General features: G+C 38.9%; 20 protein-coding genes. 14 read left to right on the forward strand and 6 right to left on the reverse strand.

What is annotated here, in order from left to right; genetic code table 11:
* Positions 1–25: 25 nt before the first annotated feature.
* Both ACY2A0_RS08085 and ACY2A0_RS08090 read right to left on the reverse strand, forming a co-directional pair.
* Complete coding sequence (locus ACY2A0_RS08085; RefSeq protein WP_461789052.1) at positions 26–793, reverse strand: exodeoxyribonuclease III; 768 nt, start codon at positions 791–793, stop codon at positions 26–28.
* A gap of 50 nt (positions 794–843) precedes the next feature.
* Positions 844–1,548: a peptidylprolyl isomerase gene (locus ACY2A0_RS08090; RefSeq protein WP_461789053.1), complete on the reverse strand. Its 705-nt coding sequence runs from the start codon at positions 1,546–1,548 to the stop codon at positions 844–846.
* Between the two features lie 139 nt (positions 1,549–1,687).
* On the opposite strand from ACY2A0_RS08090, the gene ACY2A0_RS08095 reads away from it, so the two are divergent.
* The 3 genes from ACY2A0_RS08095 to ygiD all read left to right on the forward strand — a co-directional run bounded on the left by ACY2A0_RS08095 (position 1,688) and on the right by ygiD (position 3,797).
* The gene (locus ACY2A0_RS08095; RefSeq protein WP_461789054.1) at positions 1,688–2,245 is read left to right on the forward strand and encodes a helix-turn-helix domain-containing protein; all 558 of its coding nucleotides are present in this window, start codon (positions 1,688–1,690) and stop codon (positions 2,243–2,245) included.
* 76 nt (positions 2,246–2,321) lie between these two features.
* Entirely contained in the window at positions 2,322–2,894 is a 573-nt protein-coding gene (locus ACY2A0_RS08100; RefSeq protein ID WP_461789055.1) for a YceI family protein, read from the forward strand.
* A 78-nt stretch (positions 2,895–2,972) separates the two neighbouring features.
* A complete protein-coding gene (gene ygiD, locus ACY2A0_RS08105; RefSeq protein ID WP_461789056.1) occupies positions 2,973–3,797 on the forward strand; it encodes a 4,5-DOPA-extradiol-dioxygenase in 825 nt (274 codons plus the stop codon).
* Positions 3,798–3,808: 11 nt separating this feature from the next.
* Here the strand turns inward: ygiD and ACY2A0_RS08110 are convergent, their stop codons facing one another.
* Complete coding sequence (locus ACY2A0_RS08110) at positions 3,809–4,282, reverse strand: DUF6265 family protein (protein WP_461789057.1); 474 nt, start codon at positions 4,280–4,282, stop codon at positions 3,809–3,811.
* A gap of 311 nt (positions 4,283–4,593) precedes the next feature.
* Complete coding sequence (locus ACY2A0_RS08115) at positions 4,594–5,991, reverse strand: aldehyde dehydrogenase family protein (RefSeq protein ID WP_461789058.1); 1,398 nt, start codon at positions 5,989–5,991, stop codon at positions 4,594–4,596.
* 113 nt (positions 5,992–6,104) lie between these two features.
* Between ACY2A0_RS08115 and ACY2A0_RS08120 the strand changes: the two genes are divergently transcribed.
* From ACY2A0_RS08120 to ACY2A0_RS08150, 7 genes are all read left to right on the forward strand, one after another.
* Entirely contained in the window at positions 6,105–7,301 is a 1,197-nt protein-coding gene (locus ACY2A0_RS08120) for a hypothetical protein (RefSeq protein ID WP_461791322.1), read from the forward strand.
* 110 nt (positions 7,302–7,411) lie between these two features.
* Positions 7,412–9,811, forward strand: a complete 2,400-nt coding sequence (locus ACY2A0_RS08125) for a S9 family peptidase (protein WP_461789060.1) — start codon at positions 7,412–7,414, stop codon at positions 9,809–9,811.
* 108 nt (positions 9,812–9,919) lie between these two features.
* Positions 9,920–10,819, forward strand: a complete 900-nt coding sequence (locus ACY2A0_RS08130; protein WP_461789061.1) for a DUF4886 domain-containing protein — start codon at positions 9,920–9,922, stop codon at positions 10,817–10,819.
* Between the two features lie 225 nt (positions 10,820–11,044).
* A complete protein-coding gene (locus tag ACY2A0_RS08135; protein ID WP_461789062.1) occupies positions 11,045–12,655 on the forward strand; it encodes a T9SS type A sorting domain-containing protein in 1,611 nt (536 codons plus the stop codon).
* A 203-nt stretch (positions 12,656–12,858) separates the two neighbouring features.
* Complete coding sequence (locus ACY2A0_RS08140; protein WP_113638430.1) at positions 12,859–13,491, forward strand: redoxin domain-containing protein; 633 nt, start codon at positions 12,859–12,861, stop codon at positions 13,489–13,491.
* 128 nt (positions 13,492–13,619) lie between these two features.
* Positions 13,620–13,928 carry a thioredoxin family protein gene (locus tag ACY2A0_RS08145; RefSeq protein WP_461789063.1) on the forward strand — a complete coding sequence of 103 codons (309 nt, stop codon included), beginning with the start codon at positions 13,620–13,622 and terminating at the stop codon, positions 13,926–13,928.
* Positions 13,929–13,930: 2 nt separating this feature from the next.
* The gene (locus tag ACY2A0_RS08150; protein WP_461789064.1) at positions 13,931–14,179 is read left to right on the forward strand and encodes a DUF6952 family protein; all 249 of its coding nucleotides are present in this window, start codon (positions 13,931–13,933) and stop codon (positions 14,177–14,179) included.
* Positions 14,180–14,227: 48 nt separating this feature from the next.
* Here the strand turns inward: ACY2A0_RS08150 and ACY2A0_RS08155 are convergent, their stop codons facing one another.
* A complete protein-coding gene (locus tag ACY2A0_RS08155; RefSeq protein ID WP_461789065.1) occupies positions 14,228–15,001 on the reverse strand; it encodes a LuxR C-terminal-related transcriptional regulator in 774 nt (257 codons plus the stop codon).
* 233 nt (positions 15,002–15,234) lie between these two features.
* Here ACY2A0_RS08155 and ACY2A0_RS08160 point away from each other — a divergent pair, with 233 nt between their 5' ends.
* On the forward strand, positions 15,235–18,714 hold the full coding sequence (locus ACY2A0_RS08160; protein WP_461789066.1) for a T9SS type A sorting domain-containing protein: 3,480 nt from the start codon (positions 15,235–15,237) through the stop codon (positions 18,712–18,714).
* Positions 18,715–18,897: 183 nt separating this feature from the next.
* Positions 18,898–19,335 carry a hypothetical protein gene (locus tag ACY2A0_RS08165; RefSeq protein WP_461789067.1) on the forward strand — a complete coding sequence of 146 codons (438 nt, stop codon included), beginning with the start codon at positions 18,898–18,900 and terminating at the stop codon, positions 19,333–19,335.
* 65 nt (positions 19,336–19,400) lie between these two features.
* On the opposite strand, the gene ACY2A0_RS08170 is transcribed toward ACY2A0_RS08165, so the two are convergent.
* Positions 19,401–20,228, reverse strand: coding sequence for an N-acetylmuramoyl-L-alanine amidase (locus tag ACY2A0_RS08170; protein WP_461789068.1), 828 nt, complete (start codon positions 20,226–20,228; stop codon positions 19,401–19,403).
* Between the two features lie 200 nt (positions 20,229–20,428).
* Here ACY2A0_RS08170 and ACY2A0_RS08175 point away from each other — a divergent pair, with 200 nt between their 5' ends.
* Together ACY2A0_RS08175 and ACY2A0_RS08180 are read left to right on the forward strand one after the other, a co-directional pair.
* Positions 20,429–22,108 (forward strand): dipeptidyl-peptidase 3 family protein, encoded by a 1,680-nt coding sequence (locus ACY2A0_RS08175; RefSeq protein ID WP_461789069.1) that lies wholly within the window; start codon positions 20,429–20,431, stop codon positions 22,106–22,108.
* Positions 22,109–22,352: 244 nt separating this feature from the next.
* The gene (locus tag ACY2A0_RS08180) at positions 22,353–24,785 is read left to right on the forward strand and encodes a TonB-dependent receptor domain-containing protein (RefSeq protein WP_461789070.1); all 2,433 of its coding nucleotides are present in this window, start codon (positions 22,353–22,355) and stop codon (positions 24,783–24,785) included.
* Positions 24,786–24,894: the final 109 nt, after the last annotated feature.

The following is a 24,894-nucleotide window of genomic DNA, read 5'->3' on the forward strand; positions in this document are numbered from 1 at the left end:
GTTTCAACAATTAACTAATTTAACTTTATTGTAGTTCCAATAAAATAGGGCAATGGTCGCTATGTAGGGCATCAGGTAAAATGCGTACATTCTTTAGGCGATGCTCCATTTCTCGTGTAGTGAGGTGGTAATCAATACGCCAGCCCAAGTTTTTGCCGCGAGCGCCTGCACGGTAGCTCCACCAGGTGTAATGATGCGGATCTTGGTTGAAATGTCTGAACGAATCGATAAAACCACTGTTGATGAAAAGCTCCATCCACTCACGCTCTTCGGGTAAAAACCCAGAAGAATTTGCGTTGGATTTTGGATTATGAATGTCGATTGCTTTATGGCAAATGTTGTAATCCCCTGAAATGATCAAGTTGGGATAATGCACTCTCAATTCGGCAATATAGCCTTCAAAAAACTTCATGAATTCGTATTTTTTCGCTTGCCTTTCATCGCCGCTGGAGCCAGAAGGCAGGTACACGCTCATCAAAGAAAATCCGTCAAAATCTGCTCTTAAAATTCTTCCTTCAGCATCTATCCAAGGCTCTCCACAACCAAACTCCACGTGGTTGGGAAGTACTTTTGTAAGTATAGCTACGCCACTGTATCCTTTTTTTTCAGCAGGGAACCAGTAATGATGATAACCCAAATGTTCTATCAGCGATATGATATCTGGAATTTGTTCTTTTAAAGCTTTTACTTCCTGTAGGCAAACCATATCGGCATCGGTAGCTTGTAGCCAAGTAAACAAGCCTTTGGTTGCTGCGGCACGTATGCCATTTACGTTATATGATATAATTTTCATTTTTATACTTTACTCATTGCCATCGTTTTAAATCAAAGGCAGTATGCATGCTATTTAACGGCTTTGGCCATTTTATTCAATTCTTTTTCAAGGCGTTTTGCTTCTCTTTTTTTCAGCACTGTTACAGTCATCTTTACATCTTCCTTTGGTCGGTTTGCATTTCCAGTTTCCAAGGACGCAATGTTGTCAATCATAGCTATTCCTTTTACCACTTCGCCGTAAACGGTATAATTTCTATCCAAATGAGGCGTTCCGCCCAAAGTTTTGTAAACGGCTCGTTGATCCTCCGGGATTTTATGTTTTAGTCTGTTTTTTTCTACGTTATCCAATTGTTCGTCGGTAAAAACTTTGCCTTGCACCAAATAGAACTGGCTCCCGCTTGATGCCTTTTCAGGATTATTGTCTCTTGCTGCTGCTAAAACTCCCTTTTTGTGAAATAGACTGTCCCTAAACTCAGCTGGTACAGTATATGTTGGGCCGCCATTGCCTAACATCGCCTCCGGGGTAGCATTTTTAGAATCGGGATCACCACCTTGGATCATAAAATCCTTAATCACTCTGTGAAAAATAGTACCATTATAGTAGCCCTCTTTGGCTAATTTTATAAAATTGTCGCGGTGCAGCGGTGTTTCGTTGTAGAGTTTAATGATGCACTCGCCTTTGGTAGTACTAATTTTAACGTATTGATATTTCGGCTTTGCCGCATGGGTAAAACCGCAAAGCAACATGGCAAAAAGAAGTAAAAGTTTATTCATGATAATTTGTTTTGCGCTAAGTTATTCAGAAAAGCGATAAAATGAAACTAGCTCATCTCTTATCTGTAGTTTGTCGGGTTAAAGTTGAAATATTTGCCAATTGATAATGAGGAGAAAATAAATCCCTATTTTAGTGTTTATGAAGCTATACATTAAAAATATGGTTTGTGATCGCTGTAAAATGGCCGTAGAAAAACTATTGGTAGATCAGCACTTACAGGCAGTTAATGTGCAATTGGGCGAAGTAGAGCTTCAGCAGCAAAGCTTGGATGAACAAGCATATTTGCAATTAAAACAAGGGCTAGAGCATTTGGGCTTCGAACTTTTGGAAGACAAAAAAAAAGCGCTTGTAAATCAAATTAAAGCTTGCATTGTACAATTAGCGCACTACAATCAAGCGCCTTTGAAAACAAATCTGTCTGCTTATTTGAGCAAGCAGCTCAATACAGATTACACTTCGTTAAGTAATTTATTTTCGGCCGAGGAAGGCAATACGATTGAGCATTATTATATCCAACAAAAAATAGAACGAGCCAAAGAATTGTTGAGCTATGGAGAGCTTACGCTAAGTGAAATTGCGTTTCAACTGAATTACAGTAGTGTAGCCCATTTATCAGCTCAGTTTAAAAAAGAAACAGGCTTAACACCATCGCAGTTTAAAAACGATTTGAAACGAAAAACGCTGGACAGCCTCTAAGTGCTTTCTTAACATACATCAACCTTTAAGGAAAACTGCTGTTGTAATTTTGTATTCAAATTTAAAGACAATAGCGATGAAAAGATTATTTTTATTTTTAGTAGCCACTAGTTTGAGCTTGGCAACTTTTGCACAAACTAAGTGGACAACCGACCCAGCGCATTCCTTCGTTAACTTTTCGGTTAAACATTCGGGTATTTCTTTTGTAGATGGATCATTTAAAAAATTTAGTGGCGAAATTGTAGCTTCGAAACCAGATTTAACTGATGCGAAAATCAATTTTACCGTGGAGGCATCTAGCATTTATACCGGCGTTGATATGAGAGATAATCACTTGAAATCTGATGATTTCTTTAATGCCGAGAAATTTCCAACCTTAAAATTTGTAAGCACTTCTTTCAAAAAGATAAGCGGAAACAAATATAGCTTAACAGGAAAACTTACCATCAGAGATGTAACTAAAGATGTAACTTTTGCGGTAGTTTACGGTGGTACGGCAAAAGATCAGCAAGGAAACACTAAAGCAGGCTTTTTAGCCACTACTACTATTAACCGTTTAGACTATAACGTAAAGTACGATCCAACTGGTGCAGGTATAGGTAAAGACGTGAACATCACTTTGAACTTGCAATTTGCTCAAGCCAAGTAGGGCTGTGCTACAAATGCACAGCTTTTAGATGAAATATTTAAATCAATTTGTGCATTTGTAGCTTATCATTCGACTAAAATGGATACACTTAAACAATTCAATCAATTTACAGCTAACTTGCCGCAAAGCGATGTGATGCCGACCATATTTATGGGGCATGGCTCGCCAATGAACGGGATTGAATTGAATGAATTTAGTACGGGTTGGGCAAATGTGGCTAAAGCTATTCCGGTGCCTAAAGCAATTTTGGTAGTTTCGGCGCATTGGTTTACCAACGGAACTAAAATAACTGCAATGGATTTTCCTCCAACCATACATGATTTTGGAGGTTTTCCGCAGGCACTTTTTGATGTGCAATATCCCGCACCCGGAAACCCAGCCTTAGCGCAGGAAACAGTTCAACTGATCAAATCGACACATGTGGAGTTGAACCACGATTGGGGCTTAGACCATGGCGCATGGACGGTAATTCGTCACATGTATCCACAGGCTGATATTCCAGTACTACAACTGAGTATTGATTATACCAAGGGCCCCGCTTATCATTACGAATTGGCTAAAGAGATATCCGCTTTGCGAAAAAAAGGTGTATTGATTTTAGGTAGTGGCAATATGGTGCATAACCTGCGGATGCTAAGTTGGGAAATGATCAATGGCGGTGGTTACGATTGGGCAGTAGAAGCGAATGAAAAATTCAAATCGGCTATTCTGAATAAAGATCACCGAAGTTTGATTCAATATGAGCAAATGGGTTCGGAGGTAAAATTAGCTATCCCAACGCCAGAACATTATTTGCCTTTGATGTATGTTTTAGGTTTGCAAACGGCTACCGAAGAGGTTAATTTGTTTAACGATAAAGCGGTAGGCGGCTCCTTAACTATGACTTCTGTAAAGATTGGTTAATGCCCAGCAGTTTATTTCTGCTTAACATAGGGGAAACTAATTTTTCTGGTTTTTCCATTGATATTTCCTTCAATCCAAGCTAAAAGCTCTTCTTTGCCTTTGTTTTGATAACTGATTTTTTGGGGAAAATCGTGCTGTTTATTTTCGAAAGTGAAGATGTTGCTTGTCCAAGCAACTAATTTAAAATTCGTTTTGCCTTCGTTTCCCTTTTCAAATCCGGTAACGCAATAATGCCAAACGCCATCGATTTTCTTTAACACCACCGCCTCCGTTAAAATGCTATCTCCTTTCGCATCAAACTTATGTGATGTTGCTGTTAAGCTATCGCGATGTTTTGTCCAGCGTTCAACTACCTTTCCATTTTTGGTCTTCATTTCCCATTTTCCAAGTAGGAAGTTAAAATTGTTGATATTTTGGTTTTGTGCAAAGGAACAGAACGAAAGTGTAATGAGAAACGCTGTAGAGAGTAAAAAATTTTTCATCATTTTATGATCGATTAAAGATGGTTGTTTTAAGGATTACAAATTTAACTTAAGTTCGGGATAGGAGAATTATTTAATTCGCTAGCGATAGCGCTTCAAATCTTCGTTCAGCTAATTTTCGGTCTCTTATTTTTCGGGCTGCACTAATAAGCCAAAGCCCTTTCTTTGAAAGAAAAATAAGCAACCGAGAGTTTTTGTTACTTTTTGCGGTCAAAAAGTAAGAGCCCGGCGGCGGCGAGCTAAAAAAATAGGTGTAATTCAAATTTTTCAAGAAATGTAAAATACTTAACCCGAACTTATTTTAACTTGACTAACTACATTATTCTTTTTAAAAGGTTGAGTACCCAATTTTTAGTATCGTAAGGAGGATACACTAATTTGTTAAAATCTAGACTTCGCTGGGTTACTACGCTGCGTTCGTGGGAGAAGTTCTTAAATCCAAAAACGCCATGACTGCTGCCCATTCCGCTATGATTTACACCGCCAAAAGGTAATTTCGGATTGGCGATATGAACCAAAACATCGTTTACACACGTGCCACCTGCGCTAGTGAGTTTAATGATGGACTTGGTGTTTCTATCACTTTTACTGAAAATGTACAGCGCCAACGGCTTGGACTTTCCGTTAACAAAGGCTATCGCTTCTTCTAAATTAGCGTAAGTAACAATCGGTAAAATGGGGCCAAAAATTTCTTCCTCCATTATCCTAGCAGTTGCTGGCACCTTTGTTAAAATAGCTGGATAAATTGTTTGCGCTTGGTCATCCATTTTTCCGCCCCAGTTAATTCTTGCTCCCTTGTCTATCGCATCGGTAATCAAGTCGCTTAGTCTTTCAAAATGCTTTCTGCTAACAATTTTTCCGTATGCTGCCTGGTTAATCGTTTCTTTATCTTTGAAGTACATTTCACTGGCGAATTGCTTGTAAAGTCCAATAAATTCGTCTGCCTGTGCTTCATGAATTAGCACATAATCAGGGGCGATACAGGTTTGACCGGCATTTACCAGTTTGCCCCAAGCTATTTTTTGAGCTGCTTTAGCCAAATCAACGTGCTGATCAATGATCGCTGGTGATTTGCCGCCAAGTTCCAAAGTTACCGAAGTAAGATTTTTTGCTGCCGCGGCCATTACACTTTTGCCAATTTCGGTACTTCCCGTAAAAAAAATATGGTCAAAAGGCAGTGCCAATAATTTTTGTGAAACATCTGAATTGCCTTCAAAACAAGCAATATGCTGCTCTTCAAAAGTATCAAGTAAAATGGACGAAATAATTTTGCTCGTATTTGAACTGATTTCGGACGGCTTAACAATTACACAGTTGCCTGCCGCTATTGCCGAAACTAATGGCGACATTACCAGTTGAAACGGGTAGTTCCATGGGGCAATAATAAGGCAAACGCCCTTAGGCTCATAAAAAATTCGGTTTTTAGCAAATAGGTTGCTAAAAGTTTTACCCACCCGCTTTGGTGACATCCAATTGCGAAGATTTTTGATCGCAAAGTCGATCTCAGCATAAGTGAAGTATAATTCAGTAACTGCGGCCTCAAATCTACTTTTGCGCAAATCTTTATAAAGAGCATGAAATATGGCATCTTCTTTTTCGAGGATAGCGTTTTTTAATTTCCGTAATAGCTCAATGCGTTGCGCAGCATTACTTTGCCTAAGGATTAGCTGATATTGCTGTTGATCTTTGAAAATGTTATTAATTCTATTCATAGGTGCCACAAACTGATAGTTTAATTGTTAAAGATAGTTAAACAGCAATAATAATGTTGATAATTATCAGCAAATTAGCGATGAATTTTGTACATGCCGTAGTAATAAACTTTATGAAAAGATTTCTGTTTTACTTCTTCTGTTTATCGTCTCTTAGTAGTGTAGCACAAACCCTTAAGCCAGATGTTTTTATTGTCGGAAATGGAAATGCCGCCGCGGCCGCCGCAATTCAATCGGCACAGTCAAATGCGAAAACAGTTATTTTGTTGCAGGCCGGTGGGTTTAACATTGAACCAATAGATGCGGATTTACATTCGGGGGTACAAGCTAAATTTTTGCAAAAACTAAAGGAACAAATGAATTTAGCGGACACTATTGCCGATCCCGTTTTTGATAAACAGTCGGCAAATTTGGCGCTAGAATATTGGGCAAATACGTTAAAAGCACTCACTGTAGTTAAAAATGTACAGCTGGTAAAAGCCGATAGATCTGGCAAAGGTTGGGTATTTAAATTAAGTGATGGTAGAACTGTAAGGCCAGAAGTATTGGTGGATATTGCTGATAGGAAACTCAATGACGCTTTGAAGATAGATGCGTCAGCCTCGACCTCTTGGAACAAATTTAGCTACGACAACACCCAATACAAAACCAATGTAGCGGTTGGCAAGCGATTGGATGGTACCACCAACCATACCTACTCTTTTCATCAGTATTTCATTCCAAATCAGGAAAACTTAGTTTATGTAAGCGATCCCAACAGCATGTTGATGGGGCAAGCTGCTGGAGCTATTGCTGCCTACGCCGGATTTTTTGATTTAAGAACCTCTCAAACTGATTTGAAAAAGGTACAAGGAGAACTGATTGCGTTTAACACCAACTTAATGCCTTTCACAGATGTGGGAATTAAAGATTCCAATTGGAAAGCGATCCAGATGGTTGGCGTAACGGGAATGTTAAAGGCAACAATAGTAAATGGAAAACTTCTTTTTAACTCCGAGCAGTTGGTAAGTACTGAAGAGATTAAACAACCTATGAAAGATCATTATTATAAAGCACAAATTTGGTTTGATGACTATAAAAATGATAGCATTACCATTGGCGCCGCTTTGGATCTTATTTGTTATGTAGGAAATAAAGCTCCGGAAACTTTGCCTAAGGAAGTGGAAAAGAAATGGAACACCTCCTACAATTTTAGCTCTAAGTTTAATAAAGAGCAGCAAATTACTCGCCGAGAACTGGCTGTGCTGCTGCAAGATTACATGCCTCCGTTTAATGTCACCATTGATAAAACGGGAAAAATTTTAAGATAGTTTTCTTCTGGCTCCGGTTGAGGTAGCCCGCTTCATCTGTAACATTTGTTTTGCCTTGCTCAAAGTGAATTACTTTTTTACATAAATTGCAAGCATAACCTAACAACAAAATGAAGAAGTTATCTTTTCTGTTGCTCCTTTGTGGGGCAACCGCAAGTGCTCAGCAGCTAGCCCCGCTAACAGTTCAAAAAATAATGAGAGATCCCAAATGGATGGGAGCCTCCCCTGAAGGTTACCGATGGTCAGCTGATAGCAAAACAGTTTATTTTAATTGGAATCCTGAGGGTAAAGACAAGCCTGAACCCTATAAGCTCGCTGTAGCGCTAAACAAAGTAAGCAAAGCTGAAAATGATGAGGCTGAAAAAAATGCAGCTATCAATTACGCTTACAATACCGATAAATCGATGGGATTGCTGGAAAAAGGCGGAGATATCTACCTCACCAATTTTAAGTCGAAAAAAGAAATCAGGTTAACAAATACTTTAGAACGAGAAAGCAATGCCAAGTTCTTGTATAACAATGACGTGGTGTATCAACGAGCAGATAACGTTTTTCAGCTAAACCTGTCTACTGGAGAATTAAAGCAGCTCACCAATTTCATAAAAGGCAAGCCAGATGCGGGCAACAGTACAAGACCAGTTGGGCCCAGAGCTCAAAGTGGTACATCTGTTCAGGACGCTTGGCTCAAAAATGATCAAACGGTCTTGTTCGATATCATTAAAAAAAGAAATGCCGAAGGTGGAAGCCGAATGGTTGGCACTAGGCGATTTGGCATGCAAGCAGGAGGTGGCGGTCCTGCAAGAATCATCAAGCCTATCTATTTAGAAGAGGATTTTATGGCTGGACTTACAGTTAGTCCAGACGGGAAATACCTAAGTTATAGGCTAATTAAACAAGCTACGGGCAACAAAAATACTATTGTACCCAATTATATAACCGCTTCAGGTTATACGGAAGATATTAATGGAAGAACAAAAGTTGGGGAAAATTTATCTACCAGCATTACCTATGTTTTCAACATTGATAAAGATTCGTTATACGCCGTTAACGTAAGCCAAATTCCAGGAATTAAGGATTTGCCAGACTACGTTAAGGATTACCCAAAGCAACTGGAAGAGCGCACTAAAAGAAATGAGGATCGTAAGGTTAATCTAAATGTAGTTAATTGGAACGAGAATGGATCTTTTGCAGTGGTTACAGGAAGATCACAAGACAATAAAGATTTTTGGATTTTAAAGCTTGATCCTGCTTCGGGCGTATTGAGCCTAATTGATAGGCAGAGGGATGAAGCCTGGATTGGCGGCCCGGGTATTGCTCGCGACGTGAAGTGGATTGACAACCAAACGTTTTATTTCCAAAGTGAAGCTACAGGTTACTCGCATTTGTATACCTACAACGTACAAACTGGCGAGAAAAAGCAACTTACTTCAGGGAAGTGGGAAGTGCAACAAGTGCAGTTATCAAAGGATAAGAAGACTTTCTACATCAGCGCCAATAAGGAGCATCCCGGTATCACTCATTTTTATAAACTTAGTGTAAATGGTGGTAATTTAGTGCAAATTACTTCCATGAAGGGAGGAAATGAAGTGACTTTATCTCCCGATGAAAAATGGTTGGCAATTAACTATTCATACATGGATAAGCCTTGGGAATTGTATATACAAGCAAACCAACCTAATGCCAAAGCAGTTAAAATTACTAAATCTACCACTGCCGAATTCGATAGCTATCAATGGCGCCAACCTGATTTGGTATCGTTTAAAAATCGCTACGGAGATGATGTATATGCAAGGGTTTATTCGCCCAAAAATCCACATCCTAATAAGCCCGCTGTTGTTTTTGTACACGGTGCCGGATATCTACAAAACGTACATTATTGGTGGAGCCAATACTTCCGTGAATACATGTTTAATAATTTGCTGGCCGATAATGGCTATACTGTAATTGACATTGATTACACAGCTAGCTCGGGTTACGGTAGAAATCACCGTACAGGAATTTATCGCCATATGGGAGGTAAAGATTTAACAGACCAAGTTGACGGCGTGAAAATGTTGGTGGATAAATACGGTGTCAATCCTAAAAATGTTGGTTTATATGGCGGTTCGTATGGCGGTTTCATTACACTAATGGGATTGTTTAAGGAGCCAGAGGTATTCAAAGCTGGCGCAGCGTTAAGGTCGGTAACCGACTGGGCGCATTATAATCATGGTTATACGTCTAATATCTTAAACGAGCCTTTCAATGATCCAAACGCGTATAAATTAAGTTCGCCAATTTACTATGCTGATAAGCTGAAAGGCGATTTAGTAATGTTGCATGGTATGGTTGACGTTAATGTACACTTTCAAGATATCGTACGATTGACACAGCGTTTTATCGAGTTGGGGAAAGATAATTGGGAATTAGCCGTTTATCCAGTAGAGGATCACGGATTTGTAGAGCCTAGTAGCTGGACAGATGAGTACAAACGAATTTTTAAACTTTTCGAGAGTACATTGAAGAAATAATACTTTTTTATCCGATTGAAGTGCTTTTTTTCCAGAAAGCCACTTCTAAACGATAAAATATTTGCGTTGCCTAATTTTATTAATAAGTTAGAGCTAAATTGAATAGATATGAATAGCAGAGTTTTTAGAGGATTTTTTTTAAGGCTTAGCCTAGTTTTAAGCATTTTTTCGGTTGGGGCCTTTGCCCTAAAAGCTGAAGGGGTAAAATTTGTTCCTTTTGATAGGCCAAATAAGGATAGCGTAATTAGGATATTGGCTATAGGAAATAGCTTTTCTGAGGATGCAGTAGAGCATTATTTGTATGGTTTAGCAAAAGCGGGAGGATACAAGGTAATCATTGGAAACCTCTACATCGGCGGCGCTCCATTAGATCTTCACTTAAAAAATGCGCAAGAAGATAAAGAAGTGTACGAATACCGAAAAGTAGGAGTGGATGGGAAAAAAGATCGCTATCCAAAAACTAGTATAGCAAAAGCGCTAGCGGACGAGAATTGGGATTATATCAGTTTTCAACAAGCAAGTCCGAAATCAGGACTTTTCGATACTTATGTGGAGCCGCTTCCCCCTTTGTTTGAGTACGTAAAAGCGAGAGCTACTAATCCTAAAGTTAAATACGTGTGGCATCAAACATGGGCATATGCACAAAACTCTACTCACAATGGCTTTGCAAGTTATAACAAAGACCAAATGCGGATGTACGACAGCATTATTGATGCCTCTAAACGAGTAATGAAATTGGTGCCTTTCGACCTGTTGGTGCCTTCTGGTACCGCTATTCAAAATGCTCGCACTAAACTTGGGGATGTGCTGTGTAGGGATGGTTATCATTTAGATTTAAATGTGGGCAGATACACCGCTTCATGTGCTTGGTACGAAGCTATTTTTAAGAAGAATGTAATTGGTAACTTATACAAGCCTGATAAGGTTAGTGGGGCTGATGCGCTAACCGCTCAAGAAGCAGCTCATAAAGCCGTCAAAAAACCGTATGCTGTTTCCAAACTAAAATAGCTGACTAACTTATTTAATGATTTAAAGCCGCATTTTGTGCGGCTTTAATTTTTTTAATGCGTTTTCTTGCGTTTTTGTTATTTATTTGGTAGTATTATATCTTGAAAACTAGCCGTTTAACAACACGGAAGGTCGGAACCTGCGCTTTAGCGCAACATTTTCTGCTTTTTGACGTTGTTTTGCGGTTTTTAACCAAACTAATCATAAACCATAATCAAAAAACGCATGAAAAAACTTTTACTATTTTTTTCGCTATCAATCTCAGTTGTCATCGCCAAGGGGCAATCACTAAGCCAACTTTGGTATTATGAAGCTACCACTACGCCAACAGAGTTGCTGACCACAACTAGCGCAACCTATTCTTTGGCTTACAACAAGGTTACCAACAAGCTATACGTAGCTAACAGAGGTGACCAGATTTATATCGTAGATCCAGATACCTATACGGGCAATATCAGCTCAATTCCAAAAAGCTCACTAACCGCTTTAAACAAAGGTTCAATTGCAGAAACATATTGCTTTTCTAAAGTACGAGTAGATGACAATGGCGTAATATATGCAACCGCCATGCAAACTAATGGTATTATTTACATTTATAGATGGGCTAGCGAAACAGCTACACCTTTGCGATATACCTTTACTGACGCAAGCATTACAAGCAGAGTAGGAGATTCGTTTGGTTTATTTGGCACTGGTGATAATACAAAATTGTATGTAGCTGGTAACAGTGTTTCGGGGTCTTCTACAGGGTCTAAAATCTACGTGTTTGATGTAACAGGCGGTGTGCCAGCTTATCATGGTGCAGTTGATTTAGATGCGGCCCAATACAATACGACTTTTAGGGATGTTGCAAAAGGAAGCATTAGCGCCGAAGCTGCCGATGTACTTTGGTTAGGTTCAACAGATGCTGGTGTAACGTTCAGAAGAGTTAAAATCAACCTAACAACCAACACCTACGTTTCTCACGAAGTAATAAACAGCACCTATGCTAGTTTTAATGCTATGGTTGGTGAGTATGTTAATGAAAACGGAAAAGGTTACTATGCAGTAACTAGTGGAAAGACAATTGCAAATCAAAACTTAGTTCAGCTTTCGAGAACTGGAAATGTTGGCGATGCAACCGTTACAATGCAAAGTGTTTCATCTTTCAATTTTGGAAAAACCACCTATACTACTAACAGTGGTTATGCAGATATGGCAGTTAAAAGAAATGCTGATAATACGACCACATTTTATGTCGTAACTTCTCAAAATTATATGGGGGCGGTTAAAACAAGCGTTCCCCTTCCTGTATCCCTTACCTCTTTTGATGCGTCTCTGGTAAAAGGTCAAAGTACCCTAACTTGGGGTACTGCGGCCGAAACCAATAACAAAGGCTTTGAAATTTACCGTGCTACCGAAGGAACTGATTTTAAAAAAATTGATTTTGTTGCTGCAAAGTCACAAAATGGCAACTCCACAACGGCACTTAGTTACACCTACGTGGACAAAAATGCAAAGGCTGGCATGAATTACTATAAACTTAAGCAGGTAGACTTAGACGGCAAATCGGAAACCTTCGAAAAAGAGGTTAGCGTAGACGTAAAGCTTTCGGCGTTTAACCTAACGGTTTTCCCAAATCCAGCAACATCTTATGTAAGCGTGAGCTCAGGAGATAGTGATTACAAGAACGTGAGGTATGATATATTTGATTTAACTGGCAAAAAAGTGCTAAGCGAAGTAGCAAAAGCACAGCAGCAGGATCTTACGATAGCATCACTTGCTGCTGGAGTATATTATTTGAAAGTGACAAAAAATGGAGCGGAAATTAAAACCGCTAAAATTATCAAGCAATAGGTGTATAGTTAATATTGGTTAATTGAAAGTCCCGGAGAAATTCGGGGCTTTTCTTTTTTCTAGCATAGCGATAAAATACAATTACACCCAACTGCTAGCCTATCAATTTTGTCTATGTAGCTATCAGCATTTGTGATAGCTTTTGGGTTGCCTTAACGTACAAATTACACTACCTTTGCAGCAACAAAAAAATTAAGAAAATTATGAGCTACGTAGGTAAAAAATTTCCAAGTATTACGGTAGATGCAATGTCTGAAATGGGCGATGATTTAAAGATCAACGTTTTTGAAGAGGCTGTGAAAAATAACTCTAAAGTATTGTTATTCTGGTATCCAAAAGATTTCACTTTTGTTTGCCCAACAGAATTACATGCTTTTCAAGCAGCTTTAGAAGATTTCAAACAAAGAAATACAGTGGTTATTGGCGCTTCTTGCGATACAAACGAAGTTCACTTTGCTTGGTTAAATACAGCAAAAGATAACGGCGGTATCGAAGGCGTAACTTATCCTTTGATTGCTGATACGCACAGACAACTAGCTGGTACTTTGGGTATTTTAGATCAAGAAGTTGAGTATACTGAAGAGGGCGAAGAAATCTTCTCAGGTTCAAATGTATCTTATCGTGCTACTTACTTAATTGATGAAACAGGTAAGGTTTTCCACGAAAGTGTAAACGATATGCCATTAGGTAGAAATGTAAAAGAGTACTTGCGCTTAATTGATGCTTATGCTCACGTACAAAAACATGGCGAGGTTTGCCCTGCAAACTGGGAAGAAGGTAAATCAGCTATGAACGCTACAAGAACTGGCGTTGCTGAGTACTTAAGTGCTAACTAATAACAGTTTTCAATTCACAGCTTGCAGTTCTCTAGTGTTGGCAGGGGTGACGATTGGCATGAGCGCTATCTTTGGCGGTTTAACATTCCAACTTTTCAACCTTCCAACACTTTAATAATCTTAAAAATATGTTTTTAGAATTAACAGAAGATAGTTTAAGTCAATACCTTTCGGAAAACCCGAAAGTGATGGTGCAGTACGCAGCTTCATGGTGTGGCAATTGCCGAATCATGAAACCGAAGTTCAAGAAATTGGCAGCAGAAAATGAGGATGTGGCGTTTTTGATTGTTGATGCTGAAAAATTCCCCGAATCTAGAAAATTTGCAAAGGTAGACAACTTGCCTACGTTCGCCGCTTTTAAAAATGGCGAATTGGTAGATCAGGTGCAAACCAACAAAGCAGAAAGTTTAACTGATTTATTTACTAAAATCAAATAGTGATGAAGGTTCCGGTAATTAGACAGTTTTTTGAAAATTCAAGTCCCGAGCAACTCAATGCAACGCTTGAAGTGTTGGAGGCTTTTTGTGAATTTAGAGGGGTTAGCGAGGCTGAAATTGACGTGGCAGGAGAAATGATTACTAATATTTGTGGTGCCTTAGAGGTACATGAAAGCGTAAAGAATGGTGCCGAACCTAGAGAGGCCTTAAATGCTTTCTCCCAAAAGGTAATGGGTTCCATTGATAGGTAATTAAAACAAAATACGATTAAAGCCAACCTTAACAGTTGGCTTTTTTAGTTAAATCAATCCCCACTCTATACATCTTTTCACCAAATCTGAACCATTTTTTGCTTCCGTTTTCCTTAATATATTCTTTCTGTGGGTGCGCACTGTCAGGCTAGATAGGAATAGTAAATCAGCAATTTCATTGCTCGAATGACCCTGTGCAATAAGCTTTAAAATTTCAAGCTCTCGTTTTGTTAAGCTTTGCGGTAAGCTAGGCTTCAACAGCAGCTCAGGCTTAAGGCCAATCTGATAAAAATCAGTGCGTGGACTAATGCCCGAGATTAAAACTGTGTAACTGTTTATGGCAGTAATGTGTTGAATATTAGTGTGAATATTGATCGCTTCAACCATTTTACCACTTTCATCTTCTTTGATAGTAAGCGCTTGATGGTGGAACAACTGATAAGTACCATCGTCGGTCCTCATTCTGAAGCAATAGCTTGATTTCAGGTTCATTTTGTGTTGCCAACCAATTTCTCGTAGTTTATTAATGGCTAAACGCTCTGCTTCAATTACAAAAGGGATATCATCAGGGTGAATTAAGGAAATAATTTCGCTCAAATGCCTGGGATAATTTTTTATTCTATGTAGTCGTAAAATGTTCTCATGGAAATTATTGATGCTGCTATCGCCAATATTCAATGTATAGTAATAAAATTCTCCTACAGATAGCAAGTCGGCAATAATACGCTCATATGGAACTTTATTTACTTCCTTAAGTGCAGGCCCCATCTCCCTCTTATAGTCATCCCACACCACATTCAATGCATGTTTTTCAGCGTTCATAGCTACATTTTTCTTAGGTTGAAATTAGCAATACAGGTTGTAAAATACAACAAATGTGGTATTTTTTTCATCTCAAAATCAAATCATCTTTGAAAAATTAATTTGATGATTAATAGGACTTAATAGGGCAGGTATACCGTAAAAATACCTTTTGTTTTAGGGTGTAAAAACACAATCGCTCTGTTTATAAACACTCGAATTTATCGGATAAATTGTAACCAAAAATGTAGTATATGAAAAAAACTTTACTTTCCTTTTTATTTACCTTGATTACTGCTGTTGGCTTTGCGCAATGGAGCATTAATCCTAAGGTAAATACAGCGGTTGTAGGTTCTGGGAATTCTCAACGAAGTAACGCCAGTATTGATGATGGCGCCGGGGGAGTTATTGTGGTCTTTGAAGAAAATGTCTGGGACGCCATTAACTCAGTTGGATATACACAAATTTTCGCCCAGCGATTATCGGCTGCAGGTGTCGCTCTTTGGAGTAGCCCAACGTTGATCGCGACTGCACCTGATTATACAGAAAAGCAGATTATTGCCGATGGGAGTGGAGGAGTAGTTGTTTTTTGGAGCCAGAAGACCACTAACGGCGCCAACCAACCCAATCAGCTTTATGCCCAGCGCTTAAATTCAAGTGGAACAAAATTGTGGGCTACCAACGGTTTGGCCCTAACCACTACTGCCAGCGGTTATTGGATTTCGGCGGTAATTATGGATAGCAATAACTTGATTTACGCCTACAGCAACTATGATGGCGTAAAAACAGATAGCTATATCCAAAAAATAGATTTGAGCGGCGCAAAACAGTGGGGCGCAGATTTAAAGTTAAATGATGCCGCAGGTGAATATGAAAGCGGACTTATCTTCAAAGACGGAGTCGGTTACACCGTAGTGTTTGGCGAAGAGTATGAAATAAATGCCAATGATGAAGGAAATCGCTTTTATTGGCAGAAACTAAATGCAAACGGTACAAAAAATGGCGGCAATGTACTGCTTGAAGATCTACTGCCAGTTGCAGGGATTGAATATTATGGGGCACAGGTAATAGCTGATGGTAACGGCGGATTGTATTACACCATAGTAGCTACTAACCAAAACGATGATAGCAAAGTTAAGCTATACTTACAGCACATTGCAGGTAATGGAGCCAAGCAGTTTAATACCACAAATTGGGGTTTAGAAATAGATGCAACTGCCGGGGCCTTAGTTGGCGAAGGTGCATCTAGTTATTGGAATGCACCAATTTCAATGGTTTTAGATGGCAGCGGAGGTGTTGTACTGGGCTGGGGCGATACACGAAATGGTAAAGCGGGATTATATGCACAACGATATAACAGCAGCGGTACAAAGCTTTGGAATGTAAGCGATATAGAGCTAATTCGTGGTCCTATTAATGGGTTTTATGGAAGTAATATTAAGGTTGATGCCAGTAATAACTTTAGTTTCGTTTTACAGAAGAATTTCGGTGCCGGAAATGGACCAATTTATCTCCAAAAAATTTCGGCAGCGGGAGCTTTGGTTTATGCAACGCAAGGAATTTTGATATCATCCAGAACTGCTGATAAATATGATATAGAGCAATTGGTATTTTCGGACAAGATTGTAGCAGTTTGGAACAGCTATGACGAACCAACTGCGAAGTACAATGTGTTTGTCCAGAGTGTATTTAATAATGGTGAGCTCGCACAAGTTAATTTCAATGGGTTTTCGGTAATCAATACCCGAACCTTGGAAGGTTTTAATACCATACAAGCCGCTATTGATGATGCCGACACTAAAAATGGCGATGAACTTCGAATTGCAGCAGGAGTTTTTACGGAAAGACTTAACGTAACCAAAGAGCTAGGGATTTATGGAAATAATGCGGGTATTGAGCCATGGCTTTGGACAAAACAGGCTACCATCATTAAAACGCCGTCTACAGATTTTGTGACTAATGTAAGTTTAGTTTTGCTTGGCGCAAATAATGTTGCCGTAGACGGGATACAATTTGAAGGCACAAACGATGCGCTGAGTGATGCCGCACCTCGTAATATTAACGGAAAAGCAAACCGTATCCCGAGGGCGATTAGCACTGTAATCAATACGGCGTTTGGTAATTTGCTGGTGAGCAATAACAAGTTCACAGATTTTACAGACAGGGCAATTTCATTGTTTTCAGTTGGATCGGTTCAAACAGGTTTGGTAATCACCAATAATATGATGGATAATATCAGTGCCATCAACGTAACCTCGTCAGCTGGAAATGCTTTAGGGATTTTAACTTCAAATTATATTGGCGAAATTTCGAATAATAAAATTACAAGAGCAAATACCGGTATACAAAGCCAATTTCAAAGCTTTGGTATGGTTGGAAGTTTAAATATCCTCAAAAATAACATTACCCTTTATAAAAGTGGCATTGTAGTAACCGGAAGTGTAAGTTCAGACACACCACCAATTAATGTAAATGATAACTTCATTACAGCAGCTAACGCCGCTACTTGGACCGCCGATGGGTTAAATACTGCTAATATTTTCCCTCGTGGAATATGGTTGCTAACGCTACCCGGCGACTCAAAAATCATGACAGCTAGAGATACCGTGTCTAATATGCGCTGGGCTTTTGAAGCTTACAGAATTGAAAAATCAACTGTTGATTTAAATAGGTTTGTAGTACAAGGCGGGCTTTACCAGTCTAATTACATTGGCTTTGATTCATATAACGACGGAAATTTAACCTACGATACGAGGGTGGTTTTAGATGGTGTAAAAATGGTTAATAACGAGCTATTAGGGCTTTTGAATGAAAGTTCAGGCGCTTTCAAATCTGAAATGGTGTTGCGTAATGGAGTGCAGGTGCTACATAATGCGCCAACGGCAACTTACGAAAACGCAATTTCAATTTTTGGCACTAACGCACAACTAAACGAGTTGAATGATACCAAAATTAGCGGGGCCAACAAAAACTTTATTTCTTTCAGATCTACATCTGGTAATGCGCCAATGAATGGTTTAACGGTTGATGGTAAAGACGTAACTTACGATGGTACTGTTGATGGTCAAACCTTTAATAACTACAAGCCATCTGCTACGATGGATTTAACTTTAAGAAATGCTGTTAAAGCCCGTATTTTTGATGGCGATATTGCCACTAATGTAACCGCAGGTAAAGTGCTCATTCCGGGTGGAACACTTCCGGTGTCATTAATTGATTTCAATGCAACGCTCAAGAGCAGCGGTGTGCTTGTAACATGGTCTACGGCAGTAGAATTAAACAACAAACACTTTTTGGTAGAAAAAAGCACTGATGGTATTTCCTTTAGCACAATTGCCACAGTTAACGGCAAAGGTAACACTCAGGAGAAATCTAGCTACCAATTTACTGATGTGAATTTTTTCCAATCAGCCTATTATCGCTTAACTCAAGAGGATTTAAATGGAACGAAGATTGTTTATCAGGATTTGATTAAATATGTTAAAACTTTAGGAGAAGCAGAGAAAGTAGCTGTTTATCCAAATCCAACAGCAGCAAGCGTGTTTGTGAAATCAAATGAAGCTAAAAACGGCTTAACAGCAAAGCTGATGGACTTAACAGGGAGAGTCTTAGAGTCGAAAACTACTACAGGTAGACAGCTAGAGTTTAACTTAACACAACTGCCTAAAGGTACCTATCTGGTACAAAGCAAAGATGACAAGGGTACTTTCACAGAGAAAGTCATTAAGCAATAAACATAAATACCTTTATTTTTTAGTGCCCAAAAAGTAGAAACTTTTTGGGCATGGTTTTTATATGGCTCTCATACGCACCGTAAAAATACGGTTAAGTTTAGGGTAAAAGTCCCGCCAAGCGACTTTAAACTGTGTCTTAAATTTGTGATGATAACTCATTAAAGATATTAAACAAACAAAGACATGAAAAAACTAATGGCCATTTTAGCTTTGGCGCTGCTTTTTGCTTCTTGCAAAAAGGAAGAGAAAACACAAGAATCTTCCATTATACCTAACTCGTTTATGGGTCGAAACGTACAAGTACAAGGAACCGTAGAAGTTGGCAATAAAAAGGTAGATGTTTTAATTTGGGATTCAGGCCAGATCGATGGCGATATCGTTTCGTTGTACGTGAATGGTAAGGAAATCATCGCTAACTACACCCTTACCGCATCCAAAAAAAGATTGCCAGTTACTTTAGATAACAAAGGCTATAACTACATTTTGCTTTATGCACATAATGAAGGATCGTTACCTCCTAATACTTGTGCCGTTTCGTTGGATGATGGTGCTGGAGAGAAAAACTTGGTATTATCTGCCGATTTAAAAACAAATGGAGCTTACAACATTGTGGTAAAATAAATAACAACCATTCATAAAAAAAAGGTCGATTTATAACATGAATCGACCTTTTTGTGTTAAGTTTCTTATAAACTCTTTTTATACAGATTGTAAATTACCTGCTTATCAAAATCGGTTAACACCTGGGTAATATCTGTTTGAATAAAATGGATTTTAAACGCTTCAATGGCATAATTAGGGCGGGCAATGTTATAGCCAATTACTTTTAAGCCTATCATTGGATCAAAGTTTTCTGGTACACTGTCCAATACATTATCGTACCATAATCCGTAGCCTTGCTGAGCTAAAGTTTTCCAAGGGAAATTTTTAGGATCGTTTTTACGGCCTGGAGCAAAGTCGGCATGGCCAATAAAGTTAGCGGTGGGGATGCTATATCTTTTCTTCAGTGTTTTTAGCAAGGCACACAAACTGCTAATTTGAGCATCAGTCCAAGGATCGGTTGTGCCGTTATTGTCCATTTCAATACCTATTGAGCAGGAGTTCATATCAGTAACAGTGCCCCATTTTCCAGCGCCAGCATGTTGCGCCCTTAAGTAATCATTCACCATTTGCACCACTTTGCCGTCTCTGCTTACCACATAGTGAGAGCTTGTGCCTGTACGCGGAATAGTGAAGGTTCTCAACGTTTGTCCAAGTGAGTCTTGAGCCGTATGGTGGATAATTACAAAGTTTGGTTTCCTGATACCCATGTTGGTAGTGCCAACGAAATACTGCTCATTAAACAGCGAATCAATTTGCTGATTCTCGGGCGGTGTAGCCTTTATAATTTTGGAAAATGCCTTCGCATTATTTTTATATACTTTATCGGTAGCCTTGTATTTGTAGGTGCTACAGGCAGTTATCAATACAGTTAAGGAGGCCAATAAAGTAACAGAAAGTCTGTGTGTTTTCATTTGCTAGTTTGTTTTCAGTTAAAGTTCAAATTGTTGTAATAAAAAATTAGGTAGGTTGATGGCTGATATAAAAATTCTTTCGCTACATTGTTAAAAACCGCCAACTCTTTTGTTTACTTTGTGCCTTTGTAATTAAATTTGGCGAGTAATTTTCAACTAAATTAATAAATTAACGCAAAAACCCGAAAAAACAATCGAATATGCGCATACATAATTTTAAGCTATTTAAAGGACTTCTTTTTTGCAGTACTATTGCAACGTTTTTGGCAGCCTGTGGAGGAGGTCAAAAAAATACCCAAGAGGGGAGTGCTAACAAAAATTTAGATTCTCTTCAGGAATATGTTGCTCAGCGCTTGCCGATTTATGAAAAAGTGCGCTTAAGTACCGACTTAAATTTGCTTACACCTAATGAGCGTCAGGTGCTGCCGTTGTTGATTGAAGCTGCACAGATTATGGACGAGCTCTTTTGGAAGCAAGCCTATCCACAGCGTGATAGTTTATTAGCGACGATAAAAGATGAAAAAACAAAGGACTTCTTAAGAATCAATTACGGGCCATGGGATAGGCTAAACGGCGATAAACCTTTTGTTGCAGGTATCGGTCCTAAGCCATTAGGCGTTAATTTTTACCCTGCAGATATGACCAAAGAGGAATTGGAAAAATCTGACGTAAAGGATAAAAACGGATTGTATTCGGTTATTCGTAGAGAGAACGGAAAATTGGTAGCCATTCCTTACCACATTTACTTTGCAACGGAACTACAAAAAGCCAGCAGCCTACTTAAACAAGCGGCTTTAATAACAGATAATGAAGGCCTAAAAAAATACCTCAACTTAAGAGCTGATGCCTTAATTACAGATAACTATACTGCTAGTGATTATGCTTGGCTAGATATGAAAACCAATGGTTTGGATATCATTATTGGGCCAATTGAAAACTACGAGGATAAACTTTTTAACGCTCGTGCTTCTTTTGAAAGCTATGTGTTGGTAAAAGATAAAGAATGGAGCAAACGCCTAGCTAAATATGTAACCTTATTGCCTGAGCTACAGAAAGGTTTGCCGGTAGCCGATAAATATAAAAAAGAAGTTCCTGGAACGGATTCGGAGCTTAACGCTTACGACGTGGTTTATTATGCTGGAGATTGCAACGCAGGATCAAAAACCATTGCAGTAAACCTACCTAACGATGAAAAGATACAACAGGAAAAAGGCACACGTCGTTCGCAGTTAAAAAATGCTATGAAGGCTAAGTTTGACAAAATTTTGGTGCCAATTGCTAATGTGCTTATTGATCCATCACAACAACAATACATCAAGTTTGATGCTTTTTTCGCTAACGTGATGTTTCATGAGGTTGCACACGGTTTGGGCATTAAAAATACCGTTACCGGAAAAGGAATGGTTCGCAGTGCTTTACAAGAACAATATTCGTGGTTAGAAGAGGGCAAAGCCGATGTTTTAGGCCTGTACATGGTAACGGGTTTGCTTAAAAAAGGCGAGCTGCAAGGGGATATTAAAGACTACTATACCACTTACATGGCAGGTATCTTACGTTCGGTGCGTTTTGGTGCGGCAAGCGCACATGGCAAAGCCAATATGCAATGTTTCAATTACTTTCAAGAAAAAGGGGCTTTTGAGCGCACCGCACAAGGCACCTACAAAGTAAACTACGAAAAATTTGCTACCGCGATGAATGAGCTGAGCGCACTGATTTTAACCTTGCAAGGAAATGGCGATAAAGCTGCGGTAGAAAAAGCACAGAAGGAAAGAGGAATTATTAAACCTGAATTACAAACGGATTTAGATATGCTAGCACAAAAAGGTATTCCGGTAGATATCATTTTTGAACAAGGTGTTGATGTATTAGGGATGAAGTAAGTTCCATAACCAAATATAAAAAAGCGGTCTTAATTAGTTTTTAGGCCGCTTTTTTCGTATTTGCGGAAAAAAATGAAAATTTCTTGTAACCTTTCGCAACCCTTTATCGTCTACTTTATACAAACTATTAACAGAGGCTCTGCCTTAATTAACTAAGCTAAAATTTTAACGGTTTAAACAAAATCGGCTTTTGGAGCCGCAGGGATTTTTTTGCCCTAAATTTTAAAATTAAAACACACACAAAATGAAGAAACTATACGTACTCTTAATCGCATTTTTTACGCTTACGGCGGCTACGGCGGCCACCAAAAAAGGGAAGCAGGTTGAAATAAACGGAGTAGTGCTGGATGAGCAACGCAAGCCGGTTGATTATGCAACAGTGGGCTTGTTTAAAGTATCTGATTCATCTTTGGTGAAAACCGCAATGACTACCCCCGAAGGAAAGTTCAGCTTTCCAAATATTACCGCAGGAAACTACTTCATCAAAATCAACATGATGGGCTACCAAGTACACAAAGGTAAAGCGTTTTTGGTAGCAGAGCTTAATGTAAACTTACCAGAGGTACTTTTGATAGCCAATAGCAAAACTTTAAATGCGGTAAGTATTACTGCAGTTAAGCCTTTGTTGGAGCGCAAAGCGGATAAGATGGTGATGAATGTGGAGAACAGCAGCGTTGCCGTGGGTTCATCTGCTTTGGAAGTACTTCAAAGGGCGCCAGGGGTTACGGTAGATCAAAACGATAGAATTTCCATGCAGGGCAAACAGGGTGTTTTGATCATGTTAGATGGCAAACAGACTTACATGAGCCAAGCGGACGTTGCTAACCTATTGCGAAACATGCAGAGCTCCGAAATTGAAACCATTGAGCTGATTACCAATCCTTCGTCAAAATATGATGCTTCTGGAAATTCGGGAATTATCAATATTAAAACTAAACGTTCAAAAAATGGCGGCACAAATGGAAGCTTTAACGCAGGTTTAGCCTACGGTAAAAATTTAAGAGGCAACGCAGGCTTAAACTTAAACTATCGCAATAAGGGGGTTAACGTATTTGGAAGCTACAATTTCAATAAAGGCGCCCGCAGCAATGTAATAGATATTGACCGTATTGCTAACGGAAGTCCGAATACTTATTTCTCACAAAAGGGAGGGGATGACCGTGATTTCGAAAATAACAACTTTAAAGCGGGGGTTGATTTTTTCCTTAACAAAAACAACACTTTAGGAGTATTAGCTACGGGCTATCTTAATAGTGGTGAAGAAAATGCTTTCAATAAAACCAATATCGGAAAATCATTTACACAAATTGATTCTACTTTAAATACGACCAATCTAAACCAATCTACCTACAGAAATTTCGCTTACAACTTAAACTATAAATCGGTTTTGGATACCACAGGACAGGAAATTTCCGCGGATGTAGATTATTCGAGATACAATGGTAGGGACAGATCTAATTTGGAGAACACGTTGACTTTTCCTAATGGAACGCTGGTAAAACCAATTGGCCGCTTGCGCAACAATAGTCCAAGCATTATCGATATTAAAGCAGTTAAAGTAGATTACGTGTTGCCTATTAATAAAACTACCAAGTTTGAAGCTGGCGCAAAAAGTAGTTGGGTAGAAACCGATAATGATTTGCAGGCCGAGGAATGGAAAAATAACATTTGGCAAAATGATGTGAGAAGAAGCAATCACTTTGTTTATGATGAAAACGTAAATGCACTTTATTCTAATTTGAGTAAGCAGTTTAAAAAAACAAGCGTACAACTGGGATTAAGGATGGAGCAAACCAACTCAAAAGGACATTTGATTAATACCGGCGATGTGGTGGAGCGCAGCTACTGGGATTTTTTTCCAACCGTTTACGTACAACATGCTTTAGCTAAAAACCATCAGGTTGGTGCTTCTTACGGCCGTAGGATTGATCGACCTAGTTACGACGCTTTAAACCCGTTTATTTTTTATTTGGATGAATATACCTATAACAAAGGAAATCCTTTCTTAAAACCGCAGTATACTAACAATTACGAGATAAATTATACGCTGATGCAGAAATACTTTTTAAATTTAGGCTACAGCGTAACCAATGATGCGATCACGGAAGTGATTTTACCTAACGAAGAGCGTAAAGCGTTATTCCAAACCAATGAAAACTTAGCAACTCAAAAAGTACTTTCGGCTAATTTAACTGTGCCCGTTAAAATTAAAAAGTGGTGGACAATGAGCAATAACTTTAATGTGTTCCACATGGCATTTGAAACGCCAAATTTGCAAGGTCAGTCGCTAAAAACCGGTCAAACTTCATTTCAGGTTCGCATACAGCAAAACTTCATCATTATGGATGGACTAACTGCCGAGCTTAATGCCAATTACGAATCGCCACTAACTTACGGTACGTTAGCTTTACAGGAAAGAACTTTTGTGGATTTTGGTATTAGCAAAGCGATGCTGAAGAAAAAAGCAAGTTTGAAATTGGCTGTTTCTGATGTTTTTGACACCAACAGAACAAGATTGAGCAGTGCTTATCCGGGCTTAAGTTATAGCTTGTACCAAAAAAATGAAACACAGTTGTTTCGTGTGAATTTCAGCTATCGCTTTGGTAAAAATGAAATTAAACCTGCCAGAAGACGTTCTACAGGAACGGAGTCAGAACAAGGACGTATGAAGAATTGATTTGAACCGCTATGACGTAGCATTTAACTGTCCTAAAGAGTTTAAGAGATATCCATCAATAATATAGATTAACAGCCTTACGAAGTTTCGAAAACTTCGTAAGGCTTCA

Origin of the sequence: Pedobacter sp. (assembly GCF_965249885.1) — a bacterium.
Taxonomy (GTDB): domain Bacteria; phylum Bacteroidota; class Bacteroidia; order Sphingobacteriales; family Sphingobacteriaceae; genus Pedobacter.

Coding starts and splice junctions, on each gene's coding strand:
- ACY2A0_RS08135 (WP_461789062.1), top strand. CDS start 11,045: ATGAAAAAACTTTTACTATTTTTTTCGCTATCAATCTCAGTTGTCATC.
- ACY2A0_RS08170 (WP_461789068.1), bottom strand. CDS start 20,228: ATGAAAACACACAGACTTTCTGTTACTTTATTGGCCTCCTTAACTGTA.
- ACY2A0_RS08100 (WP_461789055.1), top strand. CDS start 2,322: ATGAAAAGATTATTTTTATTTTTAGTAGCCACTAGTTTGAGCTTGGCA.
- ACY2A0_RS08090 (WP_461789053.1), bottom strand. CDS start 1,548: ATGAATAAACTTTTACTTCTTTTTGCCATGTTGCTTTGCGGTTTTACC.
- ACY2A0_RS08095 (WP_461789054.1), top strand. CDS start 1,688: ATGAAGCTATACATTAAAAATATGGTTTGTGATCGCTGTAAAATGGCC.
- ACY2A0_RS08140 (WP_113638430.1), top strand. CDS start 12,859: ATGAGCTACGTAGGTAAAAAATTTCCAAGTATTACGGTAGATGCAATG.
- ACY2A0_RS08125 (WP_461789060.1), top strand. CDS start 7,412: ATGAAGAAGTTATCTTTTCTGTTGCTCCTTTGTGGGGCAACCGCAAGT.
- ACY2A0_RS08160 (WP_461789066.1), top strand. CDS start 15,235: ATGAAAAAAACTTTACTTTCCTTTTTATTTACCTTGATTACTGCTGTT.
- ACY2A0_RS08120 (WP_461791322.1), top strand. CDS start 6,105: ATGAAAAGATTTCTGTTTTACTTCTTCTGTTTATCGTCTCTTAGTAGT.
- ACY2A0_RS08165 (WP_461789067.1), top strand. CDS start 18,898: ATGAAAAAACTAATGGCCATTTTAGCTTTGGCGCTGCTTTTTGCTTCT.
- ACY2A0_RS08155 (WP_461789065.1), bottom strand. CDS start 15,001: ATGAACGCTGAAAAACATGCATTGAATGTGGTGTGGGATGACTATAAG.
- ACY2A0_RS08150 (WP_461789064.1), top strand. CDS start 13,931: ATGAAGGTTCCGGTAATTAGACAGTTTTTTGAAAATTCAAGTCCCGAG.
- ACY2A0_RS08130 (WP_461789061.1), top strand. CDS start 9,920: ATGAATAGCAGAGTTTTTAGAGGATTTTTTTTAAGGCTTAGCCTAGTT.
- ACY2A0_RS08115 (WP_461789058.1), bottom strand. CDS start 5,991: ATGAATAGAATTAATAACATTTTCAAAGATCAACAGCAATATCAGCTA.
- ACY2A0_RS08085 (WP_461789052.1), bottom strand. CDS start 793: ATGAAAATTATATCATATAACGTAAATGGCATACGTGCCGCAGCAACC.
- ygiD (WP_461789056.1), top strand. CDS start 2,973: ATGGATACACTTAAACAATTCAATCAATTTACAGCTAACTTGCCGCAA.
- ACY2A0_RS08145 (WP_461789063.1), top strand. CDS start 13,620: ATGTTTTTAGAATTAACAGAAGATAGTTTAAGTCAATACCTTTCGGAA.
- ACY2A0_RS08180 (WP_461789070.1), top strand. CDS start 22,353: ATGAAGAAACTATACGTACTCTTAATCGCATTTTTTACGCTTACGGCG.
- ACY2A0_RS08175 (WP_461789069.1), top strand. CDS start 20,429: ATGCGCATACATAATTTTAAGCTATTTAAAGGACTTCTTTTTTGCAGT.
- ACY2A0_RS08110 (WP_461789057.1), bottom strand. CDS start 4,282: ATGATGAAAAATTTTTTACTCTCTACAGCGTTTCTCATTACACTTTCG.